This window comes from Tunturiibacter gelidiferens, from assembly GCF_051013345.1.
GTDB lineage: Bacteria > Acidobacteriota > Terriglobia > Terriglobales > Acidobacteriaceae > Edaphobacter > Edaphobacter gelidiferens_A.
This window is the reverse complement of the sequence record NZ_CP132939.1, coordinates 5,341,627-5,353,853: the sequence shown is the minus strand read 5'-3', so window position 1 is coordinate 5,353,853 and position 12,227 is coordinate 5,341,627. Positions and strand designations below refer to the sequence as shown.

The window sequence follows — 12,227 nt, the reverse complement described above, 5'->3', positions numbered from 1 at the left end:
ATCAGTCAACTGATCCGTCCGGCAGAATAGAGAAGGGTTCCGTCGCTTGCCTGGAGTGGTTCGGCCCGAGTTAGAAACCAGCGGTAATCTCCTTCCGCGTTCCGGACTCGAAAATTGTTTTCGCTGACGGAGCCCGCGCGCACACAGGCTGTTCGATCTCACCATATCCAGAAATCGCGCCTTATCCTCCTGAGTCGAGAATGAGAACAAGATCTCATATGCTTCTGCGGAGGGATCACCCAAGAGCGCAAGGGACCGAGTATTCGTCAGCCGTGCGTAACCTAACAGATAACCGATTGTATCTGTGGCTAAGTCTCGACCTTCTGTGTCTTCGTCGTTTAGGAATTCTACCGCGCAAAGCCAGTCAGGTTCGTTGATCCAGAAGGGTTCAGACTGTGTTTGTTAGTCATTGGATTCATCGGGGTGGCCAACCAAGACTGCCAAGGTGCCGCAGGCGGGAACGCCGGGAACGGCTTCCACTCGATGTCTTCGGACAGGATTGCTCGGAACGCCGCTTGGCCGGGCTGATGAGGACGCACTGGTTCTTTCAGGGCTTCTCGTTTGCGCGCTGCTTGTTCGGACATAGGCACCTCTCTTCTGGGTCCGGCCTTCCTGCCTGATTCACTAAATTCCGGCACGAGTTCTCGGATACACCGCGGCCGGTCGAGCCTGCGCGAGCAAGTCCATCAACGCCGAAATCGGTTGGGCGTCTAGCTGCTGTACGGTACCGATTAGTTTGCTCCGGAGATTCTCATCCGCAAACCGTTCGCTTAACCAGTGGAACTTCTCTACAACTCGATCCCACGACATGGGTTGGTCGTACCCGATGTGTTCTTTGACGAGAGTCCGCCCGTCCTTGGTCCGAACCGTGATGCGGGCGCAAAGCTCAATGGCACGGTGTACAATTGCCGGATTGATCATGGGGAGGCTGGCGCTCGCTGTTGCCTCGCCGCACCAATCTGCGCGACTCACTCCAGATGGTTTGCACTGCTTCGTGTCTCACATTCTCAAACATCGTATTGTGTCCATGGCAGTCAGTATGGATGAGGGCTGTGCAAGCATGAGGATCGGCTGCAGCGTTGTGACGTGCGTCACCGTTGATTTGCATCATCCTGGGGTATTTTCACTGCGTGGTGTGTTCCAAAAGGGACCAGCGGGTCCAGGGTTACCAGCAGCAAAGTGGGTACGATCACGAAAGTTTGAGGTGACGGGGCATGCGGCGTTCGCTCTATTGGGTAGCGATTCTTGCTCTGCTTAGCTGGTTTGGTGGAACCAGATTAACCTGCGTCGACGCCGCTGCCCGCCAGCGAGCCGCAGCGTCGCCCCAAAAGACGACGTTGAATTCAGCGGACTATGTTGGAGCAGAGGCCTGTGCCTTGTGCCATAAGGACGAGGTGAAGGGCTTCGATAATAGTAATCCGCATGCCAAGCTGGCCCTCGAACATGGCGGCAAGGGGGTAACGTGCGAAAGTTGCCACGGACCCGGAAAGACCCATGTCGAGAGCGGCGGGGACGCGAGCAAGATCTTTCAATTTTCCAAGGCAACGCCAAGACAGGTGGACGAGAAATGCCTGTCCTGCCACGTTGCCGTGCACCCCAACTTCCAGCGGACCGCCCATGGCCAGGCCCTGATCAGTTGCACGAACTGCCACAGCTCCCACAAGTTTGAACCTGAAACGAAGATGCTTAAGGCCAAGGAGCCAACACTCTGCTATCAGTGCCATACGGACGCCAAGGCCGCCTTTGCGCAGCCGTTCCACCACAAGGTGAACGAAGGGCTATTGAAGTGCAGCGATTGTCACAACCCGCACGGCACCTTCCAGCCGGACCTCGTTCGGGTCAGTGCTACCCAGGACGCCATTTGCACCAAGTGCCACGTCGACACCCTCGGGCCGTTCGTTTACCAGCACCCCCATCCAGACTGAGGGCTGCACGTCGTGCCATTTCCCGCACGGATCGTCGAATCCTCGCCTGCTCATTCGGAACAACGTGAACAGCCTCTGCCTGCAGTGCCACTCGCCTTCGATGAATTTCACGGCGCCAGGCACGCCGTCGTTTCATAACCAGGCGAACCAGTACCAGGCCTGCACTGTATGCCATGTGCAGATCCATGGCTCAAACGTCAACGCATTCTTCTTTAAGTAAGGAATGGCACGCATGAAGAGCGTTATTATTTCGAGTTCGCTCCTGCTGAGTGTCCGGGGCACAGCTCTGGCGATTTCAGTCATCGTGTTTACTGTGGGCACTATCGCCTGTCCGCCTGTCTTAGCGCAGGACACTACGCCACCGCCTTCACCCGGGGACAACGTTCGATTCGGATACGATATCCACCAGTCAGTCGATTTCGGCGGTCACATCGTAAATCAGTCCGGTAGTGGCGCAATGTACGACACGCTGGTCAACATTCAATCTGGTCCGCGGCTTCTCGATAGTTCCTTTCAGATGACGGCCGTGAATCCTGCACATGCTCTGTTGTTCGATCGCCTCTCGTCGCACAGCTTCGGCTACGGCGGAGACCCCATCGACGGCACCTTCATGAATGTGTCCAAGGGCCGAATTTATAACTTTCAGGGAAGCTTCCGTCGAGATCGTCAGTACTTTGACTACAACCTGCTGGCGAATCCGCTGATTCCGCCAAACTCAGTACCCTTCGTTCCCGTCCTCGACTCGCCGCACCTCTATAACACCGTGCGTCGCATGACAGACGTAGACGTTACGGTAGCGCCGCTCTCGCGCGTCAGCGGGCGCTTTGGCTACTTCCAAAACATCAACCAGGGCCCGTCCGGCAGTTCGATCCATGTCGGTGCCGATGCCCTGCTTCTCCAAAATTGGCGTGTTTCCACCGAGGTGTGGAACGTGGGTGCAGACTGGAAACCGCTGGCCCACACTAGCCTCAGCTTCGACGAGTTCATCACGCGTTACAAGGGCAACACCAGTTGGCAGCTTGCTGGGCTCAACTACAAGCTTTCCAACGGCACACCTGTCAGCCTCGGAATCAACCTTTCGTCGGTGTGGGCCGCACCGTGCGCCGCGCCCTTCAATCCGAATGGAAGTGTCAACCCAACCTGCAGTGGTTACCTCTCTTACACCCGCTCCGCGCCGACGCGCACGCTGCTCCCCAGCGAACAGTTTCGCTTTCAGAGTACATCCATCCCCCACGTCGCCATGAACGGACGCTTTATGTACATGGGCACAACGAGCCATCTCAATAACTACTACGAGAACTTCAATGGCCTGGACTCGCGCGCCAGAAACCGTGTTGAATTGGTCACCGGCTCCGCCAGCGCACGCCGTATCAACGTCAATGCCGACTATGCGATCACCTGGCAGATCACTCCGACCATCGGGGTCTCTGACACCTTTAACTTCTGGTATTTCCGTCAACCCGCGTCCCTCAACTTGACCGAGACCGACTACGCCGGGACTTCAATGCTTAACCCGCCGGGGGCAGCGACCACGACCACGACAACTTCACCGCCATTCACGGGCTTTGGCTTCACAGAGGTTAACCAGAAGACAAAGGTAAACACTTTTATTGCCATATGGGACCTCGCCCCGAGTGCACGACTCTCGGCGGGCTACCGCTATAGCAGCCGCATTATCACCGATGTCGGCGGCGACTTTATCCCGATCCATGCAGACACAGCGCTCGTCGGTCTCGTCCTCAGGCCCACGACCCTTTGGCGCCTCAATTTCAATGCCGAACTCATGTCTGCCGACAATGCGTTTACTCGTATCAGTCCGCGGAAGCTGCAGCACTACCGGGTGCGGAGCTCTTACAAACCTTATCCTTGGCTTAGCTTCGCCGGGACCATCAACATTCTTACGAGCAGCGACAATGTCCAGACCGTCAACCACTTTGCACACAACCAGGACTTTTCCTTTGCGACGGTCATCAGTCCTAGCGAAAAATGGGGCATCGACCTGAACTATGCTTACGACAACGTTTATTCGCGCACGGACGAGTGTTACACCTCTTCGGCGCCCACCGCAAACGCCCAAACGAGTCCCCCTGTGTGCCAGGACGCGGGCCTGCCGCTACAAAGCAACGGTTTATATAACCAACCGACGCAGTATGGATCCATCGGGTTTCTGTTGAATCCCGTGAAGAAATTGCATGCAGCTGCCGGTTATCGCATGTCCTCCGTCAGCGGCACTGCTCCACCCATCAATGTTCGCCAGGTGCCGGGTTCGCTACAGTCGCAATATCAAACCCCCTACGGCCGATTCGCCTACGATTTCACTCCCAATTGGACGTGGAAGGGCGAGTATAACTACTACGGCTACGGCGAAGGGTCGCCGGTTGGTCCTACGCTTCCTCGCAGCTTCCACGGGAACGTCGTTACCCTCGCAATCCGTTATGCTTTCTAACCCTCATCTACGAGAAGTTGCCGCGCCAAACCACTAAGGGAGTTGTGTCCATGCAAAAGCGTCTTGCCTATTTAGGAATTGCCAGCCTGTTCTTACTCGCAGCGAACGCGTCCTGCCTCGCACAGAGCGGGGCCGATCTCTACCAATCAAAGTGCCAGATGTGCCATGCCCCCGATGGAAGTGGCAACACACCTGCCGGTAAGGCCATGAAGGCACGTCCATTCAATTCGCCCGATGTGATGAAGCAATCGGACGCCGACCTGACCGCCGTCATCAAGAAGGGCAAGAACAAGATGCCTGCGTTTGAGGGTAAGCTCACGGACGCGCAGATCGCATCTCTCATAGAGCATATCCACACTTTGCAGAAGTAGCAGCGACCCACTGCCGACGGCCCAACTTCACCGTATAACTTCCACGAAAGACACAGACCCAGGAGTGGATTGATGGAACTCACATCCGAAAAGAGCAACGAACCTAAAGCGGAGTCCCCAGCACGGCGGTCATTCTTACTGGCCCTATTTGGAGTAAGCGGCGCGACCGTAGGTGTTTTGCTGGCTGTCCCCATCATCCGCTTCGTGACCTATCCGCTGCGCAAGAACGCTGCGGACGCTGGTTGGTCAGACCTGGGGCCAGTGGGAGATTTTGCCTCTATCACCGCGCCGACAGCGAAGACGATTACGCTGGAACGCCGCGATGCGTGGCAGAGCACAACGTCCCAGACGGCCGTCTACGTGCTGCCGCCTGTGAGCGGACAATTCCGGATACTGTCGCCCACCTGCCCGCACCTGGGCTGTTCTGTCCGATGGGTGGATTCTGAGAACAAGTTTATTTGCCCGTGCCACTCAGGGTCGTTTACGGCAAGCGGCGAGCGCATTGCAGGGCCGCCACCTCGTTCGATGGATTCACTCGAATCCAAAGTAGAGGACGGAGTGCTGAAGGTACGTTACCAATATTTCCGCCAGCTCATTCCGAACAAAGAAGTGATGGCCTGAGGTCTGATGACGATGACAAATCAACCCGCACCGCAACCGAACGACGATAGCAGTCGTGTGACGCGGCTGGACAACTGGCTTGATAAGCGAACCGGCATAGACTCAATTCTCCACGAGACGCTCGACGAGCCGATCCACGGGGGGCCAGATGGGCCTATGTCTTCGGCTCAGGTCTGCTCTTTCTCTTTGTGTCTCAAGTGATCACCGGAATTTGCCTGGCCCTGTATTACGTACCATCAGCAGACCACGCTCACACAATCGTCTCGTACATCATAAAAGAGGTCACCGCCGGATCGTTCATCCGAAGCATTCATGCGTATGGATCGAGCGGCATCATCATATTGCTGGCCATGCACATCGGACAGACCATTCTCTATGGTTCCTATAAGGGCCGCCGGGAGCTTCTGTGGCTCTCCGGCTGCATTCTCCTGGCGCTGATGCTTGGCATGGCGTTTACCGGATATCTATTGCCCTGGGACGAGAAGGCATATTTCGCCAGTGCGGTAGGGACGAATCTCATTGCAGAGGTCCCATACATCGGGCCGGTGTTGCAAAAGCTGGTGCGGGGCGGCGATCAGATGGGGACACTGACGATCTCGCGTTTTTATGTGCTCCACGTCTTCGTACTGCCCGGCTGCCTGATCGCCTTCATTGCATCGCATGTCTTCTTCTTTCGCAAAGCCGGCGCTGCGGGTCCCATTGAAGAGGACCCGATCAATCCCAAGCTGCCGTCCGTCCCGTTCTATCCTCGGCAGGTCGTCATCGATGCGATCTTCGCCATCATTCTGATCGGTATTCTGGCCATCATCGCGGTCACAATTCCAATGGATCTAGGGCCACGGGCCAACCCAGCGGACACGGCGTTTTTGCCACGGCCCGAGTGGTATTACCGGCCGGCGTTTCAGTGGCTCAAATACCTCAGCGGCAGCTGGTCTTTCATTGGCGGAATCGCTCTGCCTGCTGTCCTCGCTGTGATATTTGCCGCACTGCCATTTGTGGATCGACGGCTCGAGCGCAGGCCGTGGCGAAGGCCAATGGTAGTAGGAGCATTCCTTCTATTCCTGATTGCCTACACGTCTCTTGGTGTAGCGAGTTATCGGGACGACCACAGAGATCCGGGAGTCGCTGCACAAATGCGGAAGCAGGATGAGGATACGAAGAGCTTTATGGAGAAACCATTTGTCCCGGAAGCTGCGGCGGGAAGTGCATCGGCAGCGCTGGTTGCAGCCGACCCAAAGGTGCTGAAGGGCCTTGCTATTTACCAGGCCAATTCCTGCAACTCGTGCCACGGAGATGGCGGCGTTGGCACGGCAGCTGCTGGACCGTTGACCGGAGCTGGTCAGAAATATACCGACGCGGAACTAATTGCGCTTTTTCATTCGCCAAACACCAAAATGACCGCCGGGGGATGACACCTTTGGATTTAAAGCAGGATGAGATGGAGGAATTGTCGGCCTACCTTCGCCAACTGCATTGATCGAGATGGGATCAGGAGGTTCTTGCCATCTGCTTTCTTCCGCTATCCATACAGATCGGTCCGCCCTTCCACCTAATGAATACGTGGTTGGAGTTATTTGAGTATCTCTGTCGTGGGCTGTTGGATCGACTAGACGGCGTCAAAAAACACGCTTCAATACTTTCCGTGCTCGAACCGGGATCTACGTCTGGCTTTGCTCCCCGTTGAAGGAGATGAAGTCCCTCCACACCACCTGTGACGACCGTCACAGCTTTAAGAGAGACGGCTGAACCAACATGATAGGCGACCAGTTGAACTCGACGGGTTGCGAAGGGAAGCTATGAAGATTGATGAAAAGATTCAGGCGGATATTGCGGTCGCGATGAAGGATCGCGATGAGCATAGGTTGACGACACTGCAGATGATGAAGTGGGCATTGAAGAACAAGGTGATCGAGAAGCGCGAGGAGTTGACGGATGCGGAAGAGACGCAGCTTCTGACGACGCTGATCAAGCACAGGGGGAGTTGGTGGATGCGTTTACGAAGGACGGCAGACCGGAGCTGGCGGAGAAGGAGCGGCTGGAGATCGAAATAATTGAAGCTTATCTTCCGCAGGCTTCGGGTGAGGAGGATATCCGGAAGTTGGTGCATGGGGCGATTGCGCATCTGCAGAAGGATGCTGGTGGGGTGAGGCCGGGGCCGAGGGATTTGGGGACCGCGATGCAGGTGGCTCAACAGTGGATTCGGGCTGCTGGCTTACGGGCCGATCGGAAGCTGGTGAGTGAGATTGTGAAGGCGGAACTGTCGAAAGAGTAACGGGCAGTAAGCAGAAAGGAGGGTAGACTTCATGTCTGCAAGGCGGTCTGATAGTAACGCAAAGGTCTACTTGGTTGGAGGTGGAATCGCCTCGCTCGCGGCGGCGACCTTTCTTATTCGGGACGGAAACATCCCCGGCCACAACATCACGATCCTCGAGGAATCACGAAAGATCGGTGGCAGCCTTGATGCAGCCGGAAATCCTGCAAATGGCTACATCATGCGTGGCGGTCGAATGCTTGAGAGCAAATATCTCTGCACCTATGACCTTTTCTCTTCGATTCCCACCCTCGATCAGAGCAAGACAGTCACCCAGGAAATCTTCGAGTTGAATAAGTTGCTGAAAACCTCATCCAAATCCCGTCTAGTTCGGGGTGGACAAAGGATCAACGCTCCCAGATTTGGCCTTAGCGAAAAGCACATCCTGACCATCGAACGTCTGGGACTTCAGCCTGAGGCGATACTCGGGCGAAGCAACATTTCAGACCAGTTTGAACCGTCGTTCTTTAAGACGGACTTCTGGTCTATGTGGTGCACGACGTTCGCTTTCCAACCTTGGCACAGTGCGGTTGAGTTCAAGCGTTATCTGATGCGCTTCGTTCACATGGTTTCAGGCTTCAACACGCTCAACGGAATCATGCGGACCGTCTACAATCAGTACGACTCGATGATACGACCGTTGCAGAAATGGCTGGAAGAGCACGGTGTGCGGTCTGAGTTTAATACCAGCATCACCAATCTCGGCTTCTGCCATGACGCTGAGGGCTTTACTGTGGACCGCATTCTTTGTGAACGCGACGGACGTAGAGACGAGATAAGGGTGAGGAGCGAGGATTATGTAATCGTCACCCTGGGATCTATGACCGAGGCTTCCAGTTTGGGATCGATGGACTCCGCCCCAATCCTGAAGGGCAAATGCGACGGCGGTTCGTGGGCTCTTTGGGAGAAGATCGCCAATGGTCATCCTCAGTTTGGCCATCCAGGCAACTTCAGCGATCACATCGATGAATCGAAGTGGGTCTCCTTCACCACGACCCTCCACGACCCGACCTTCTTCAGCCTTATCCGAGACTTCACGGGCAATATCCCAGGCGAGGGCGGTCTTATCACCTTCGCGGAAAGTAACTGGTTGGTGTCGATCGTATTACCTCATCAACCCCATTTCATCGGGCAGCCCTCGGACGTCAATGTCTTCTGGGGGTACGGACTCTTCGTCGATAAACCGGGCAACTTCGTGAAGAAGCCAATGTCGGCTTGCACCGGCCGGGAGATTATGACGGAGATAATGGGTCACTTACAGATCGAGGTCGATGCGCATCCAATATTGAAAAGCTGTATATGCATCCCTTGCATGATGCCTTTCATCACTAGCCAATTCCTGCGTCGCGCCAAAGGCGATCGCCCCCGTGTGGTACCTGAGCGCTCGAAGAACCTCGCCTTCATCGGGCAATTCTGCGAACTTCCTGATGACGTGGTATTCACGGTGGAATACTCTGTCCGTTCCGCACAAACCGCAGTATGCTCGTTGCTTGGACTGAGCCGTACACCACCGCCCGTATACAAAGGACACTACGATCCTCGTGTTTTACTAAAGGCCTTTCTGGCGTTACACGACAAAAACAGCTAAGGGACTTGTTCTGCCGTCTCAAGCAGACGCTTGATTCTCCCTTGCTCAATGCTGAATGCCTTGCTAGGCATCAACGGTTCGCTCTCATTGGTAAACTTCCGGCTCTTCCTCGAACGATGGTCTTGAAGCCAGGCGATGGGGTTGATCTTGCGCCGGGAGAACACGCTGGGAGGGCGCGAAACAGGGTTTGTTATTCTGCAACTCCCGCCGGGAGAGGAACGGTCTTCTGCGTGGCGGCAACAGCCAGAACAATCAGCGGAGGGCAGTTGCTTCTCGTACCGTATCCGCTGCACGGACCTGCGCAGGGCTTAAGGGTGGGGCAGTTCATACTCTGATCAAGTTCGATTGGCCTGGGAGAACCTCCAGCGAAGATTTTGAGCTTTTTGTTACGCGCGTCTGTGATGACTGTCACTTCGTGTAAATCGGAGGCAAACCGCTGGTGGTTGGCTTTGGAACAGATAAGGATCATGTTTCTACTCTGTCACTGAGCTTCTAATCTTTATAAGAAAGGCACTTGATAGTCAGAACCAAGTGCAATCTAACAGAGGTTGAAGGGCAGTATGGCACTCCTCGAAGATTGCGTTTGCATTGCAGTCGAGAAGATTCTGCTTGCAACCGATTTTTCTCTATCGTCAGAAAGGGCTGCTGCCTCTGCGAAAGGGATGGCCCAACGTTTCGTCTACAGTTGAAATCGCACATGTTTTCCACCCATCTGTTGTTCCTTCATACCAAGAAGCAGCTAGGGGAGAGCCGCTGACCGGCAGGCGCCGGGCAACTGTCGACAGACTAGAAGAAATAAAGAGCGAATTTCATGATTCCGGAATCCGGGCTGAAACGGCCCTCCCTGAAGGGCATCGCCCCTTCGCGGCTCTTTTGAAGATTGCAAAGGAACATCGAGCGGACCTGGTTGTCGCAGGAACGGAGTCAAAGCTCGGCGTTGAAAGGCAGATCCTCGGTTCGACGGCAGAAGAACTGATTCGGAATGCACAAGTGCCTGTGTTGACAGTGGGCCCCAATGCTAGGCTTCCAAAAGAAGGTCCGCTGGCTTTCAAGAGCATTATCTACGCTACAGATTTTTCGAAGGAATCTGCACGAGCGGCGGTTTACGCCCCTCCTTCGCCCAGGACAGTGGTGCACATCTTTACTTCTGTTACGTACTCAGCTTTCAGCCAAGGAAGTCTGCGAAGACAGACTATCTAGATAAGGCGTTCCAGTCCGCTCTCAATAATTCCCCAGTCTTCGTACGACTGGTGCAACCCGACCCGTGTAGTGCAACACGGTGATGCTGCCAGGGCCATCTTGGAATTAGCCAAAAGAGTTGAGGCAAACCTTATCGTGTTGGGCGCACGACAGGCATCGTTCTGGCTTACTCAGATCGCCAATGGGTTGACCCTGATTTGCTTGCACAGGCTACTTGTCCAGTGATGACAGTGTGTTGAATTCTCTTTGCCGGTTATTCATATGCGGACTGTGATCGCGAAACCGCATCTATCTCCCGAATCGAGAGGAAAGTATCTAAGCTTCTGCCCGGAAACGCTCACAAACACGCAGCCGCAAGGGTTGCATGTGCTTGAGATGTGAAGGCCACCGTCAGGACGGGACAGAGTGCCTCAGTGATAATGCGGTACGCGATATGGCCAGGAACGTGCGACGCCGCCATCGAAGCTTGACGGACGCCCAGGACGATGAGCTTCGCTTTCTGCTGTTTGGCATACTTAACGACCGCGTTCGAGATCTCGCTACTGTATGTGATTGCGCAGAGTGGCGGATCGATGATTGTGCCACTCTCGATGGCGACATGTCGCAAAGCCTCGGTCATAATCTGAGGAATGATGTGACTCCTGACACCGCCTTCGAGCGTCCGCGGAAGCACATGCAGGCAGTGTAGGGGCGATCCGGTCGCTTTGCAGAAAAACGCCGCATCACGAATGGCATCCTTCGTTGTGAGGTGGAAGTCCGTCGCAAAGACAACCGGCCCGTCAAGTTGGCCCGTCTTGGCAGCGTCAGATGCCTGAGGCCCGACGGTCAACACCGGGCAAAGCGCTTTGCGCAGCACAGCCTCAGCAGTTGATCCGAAGACGAGGCGCTCAAAGCCATGAAGAGCATTTGTACCAAGGATGACAAGATCGATCGCTTTTGAGGTAATCGTCTCCCTGATCGTCACAGAAGGAATGCCGCTGCCCATGGTGGCCTCGCAGGGCACACCTGACCGCCGGGCCTCTTCGACAAGGCGATCAAGCGAGCTCCTAGCGCTTTCATAGAAGCTGTCCAATTCAAGCAGCTGCCCCCTGTTTCTGGAGGGAAAGAGTTGGCGTACTCAAAGACATGCAGGATATCGTCACATCTCTAGACAGACAGCCGAGCGAACATGTTAGGGCGATCAGATTCGGCTGAGAGTTCATAAGTTCGGCGAACGCAGGAGGGCAAATAGATGAAGGCCTATTCAGAGTACTGGGCAGCCACAATGATCCGCGGTCTTCTTGCGGTAGTTGCCGGAACCGGGGTTTGTTCATCCCGGAGATAGCGTCGACGATTCTCCCGCGTCCTTTTGCGGTCGTGATCTCGATTCTTGCCTGGCGGCGTACGGGACAATCGATAGCGCGATCATCCTTACAAGCAGCTTCATGATCCCAACCCAGCAGCCTGGCCGACTTGCTCTGAGGATGCAGGGGATCTGCGGAGCCGTGATCGGAATCCTTCTGTTCGCACTGGTGTCTGACAGGTCTAACTCCACTGGTACCTCTATCTCGCGGCGATTCAGGCGGCCACGGCAGCGATCGCGTAGTTCATCGTCGCAAAAGGAACGTCGGCACACCCGGTGCGAAGTGGTGTTACGCCCAGCCGGTGTTGCCGCGATCTCTTCGATCGCTCTCCTGTTTGGCAAAAACTTGAGCCCGAGTGAACTTGCGTGGTTGCTCTATGGCTATCTTGGAGTATTTAAATTCAATCTATTCGCTCTGTCCGC

The 12,227-nt window shown here is 55.2% G+C and carries 14 protein-coding genes and 1 pseudogene; 12 read left to right on the top strand and 3 right to left on the bottom strand.

Annotated features, from left to right (window positions below; genetic code table 11):
- Positions 1–5 precede the first annotated feature (5 nt).
- Together RBB80_RS26935 and RBB80_RS26930 are read right to left on the bottom strand one after the other, a co-directional pair.
- Complete coding sequence (locus RBB80_RS26935) at positions 6–143, bottom strand: hypothetical protein (protein ID WP_433965315.1); 138 nt, start codon at positions 141–143, stop codon at positions 6–8.
- Between the two features lie 481 nt (positions 144–624).
- Positions 625–972, bottom strand: coding sequence for a hypothetical protein (locus RBB80_RS26930; protein WP_433965314.1), 348 nt, complete (start codon positions 970–972; stop codon positions 625–627).
- A gap of 242 nt (positions 973–1,214) precedes the next feature.
- On the opposite strand from RBB80_RS26930, the gene RBB80_RS26925 reads away from it, so the two are divergent.
- From RBB80_RS26925 to RBB80_RS26870, 12 genes and pseudogenes are all read left to right on the top strand, one after another.
- Positions 1,215–1,925 (top strand): cytochrome c3 family protein, encoded by a 711-nt coding sequence (locus RBB80_RS26925; RefSeq protein ID WP_433965313.1) that lies wholly within the window; start codon positions 1,215–1,217, stop codon positions 1,923–1,925.
- A complete protein-coding gene (locus tag RBB80_RS26920) occupies positions 1,843–2,145 on the top strand; it encodes a cytochrome c3 family protein (RefSeq protein WP_433965312.1) in 303 nt (100 codons plus the stop codon). Before RBB80_RS26925 ends, RBB80_RS26920 begins: the two co-directional genes overlap by 83 nt.
- A 12-nt stretch (positions 2,146–2,157) precedes the next feature.
- On the top strand, positions 2,158–4,371 hold the full coding sequence (locus tag RBB80_RS26915; protein WP_433965311.1) for an outer membrane protein: 2,214 nt from the start codon (positions 2,158–2,160) through the stop codon (positions 4,369–4,371).
- 50 nt (positions 4,372–4,421) lie between these two features.
- Positions 4,422–4,742, top strand: coding sequence for a c-type cytochrome (locus RBB80_RS26910; RefSeq protein ID WP_433965310.1), 321 nt, complete (start codon positions 4,422–4,424; stop codon positions 4,740–4,742).
- Between the two features lie 72 nt (positions 4,743–4,814).
- The gene (locus RBB80_RS26905) at positions 4,815–5,363 is read left to right on the top strand and encodes a ubiquinol-cytochrome c reductase iron-sulfur subunit (protein WP_433965309.1); all 549 of its coding nucleotides are present in this window, start codon (positions 4,815–4,817) and stop codon (positions 5,361–5,363) included.
- 161 nt (positions 5,364–5,524) lie between these two features.
- A pseudogene (locus RBB80_RS26900) lies at positions 5,525–6,181 on the top strand (cytochrome b); the annotation flags it as partial.
- A 6-nt stretch (positions 6,182–6,187) separates the two neighbouring features.
- The gene (locus RBB80_RS26895; protein WP_433969889.1) at positions 6,188–6,775 is read left to right on the top strand and encodes a c-type cytochrome; all 588 of its coding nucleotides are present in this window, start codon (positions 6,188–6,190) and stop codon (positions 6,773–6,775) included.
- 384 nt (positions 6,776–7,159) lie between these two features.
- Positions 7,160–7,414 carry a GatB/YqeY domain-containing protein gene (locus tag RBB80_RS26890; RefSeq protein WP_433965308.1) on the top strand — a complete coding sequence of 85 codons (255 nt, stop codon included), beginning with the start codon at positions 7,160–7,162 and terminating at the stop codon, positions 7,412–7,414.
- Positions 7,348–7,635: a GatB/YqeY domain-containing protein gene (locus RBB80_RS26885; RefSeq protein WP_433965307.1), complete on the top strand. Its 288-nt coding sequence runs from the start codon at positions 7,348–7,350 to the stop codon at positions 7,633–7,635. Before RBB80_RS26890 ends, RBB80_RS26885 begins: the two co-directional genes overlap by 67 nt.
- Positions 7,636–7,666: 31 nt before the next feature.
- Positions 7,667–9,262: an oleate hydratase gene (locus RBB80_RS26880; RefSeq protein WP_433965306.1), complete on the top strand. Its 1,596-nt coding sequence runs from the start codon at positions 7,667–7,669 to the stop codon at positions 9,260–9,262.
- Between the two features lie 609 nt (positions 9,263–9,871).
- A complete protein-coding gene (locus tag RBB80_RS26875) occupies positions 9,872–10,462 on the top strand; it encodes a universal stress protein (protein WP_433965305.1) in 591 nt (196 codons plus the stop codon).
- A gap of 69 nt (positions 10,463–10,531) precedes the next feature.
- Positions 10,532–10,687, top strand: coding sequence for a hypothetical protein (locus tag RBB80_RS26870; RefSeq protein WP_433965304.1), 156 nt, complete (start codon positions 10,532–10,534; stop codon positions 10,685–10,687).
- A gap of 112 nt (positions 10,688–10,799) precedes the next feature.
- Here RBB80_RS26870 and RBB80_RS26865 read toward each other — a convergent pair whose 3' ends face one another.
- On the bottom strand, positions 10,800–11,534 hold the full coding sequence (locus RBB80_RS26865; protein ID WP_433965303.1) for a universal stress protein: 735 nt from the start codon (positions 11,532–11,534) through the stop codon (positions 10,800–10,802).
- Between the last annotated feature and the right edge of the window lie 693 nt (positions 11,535–12,227).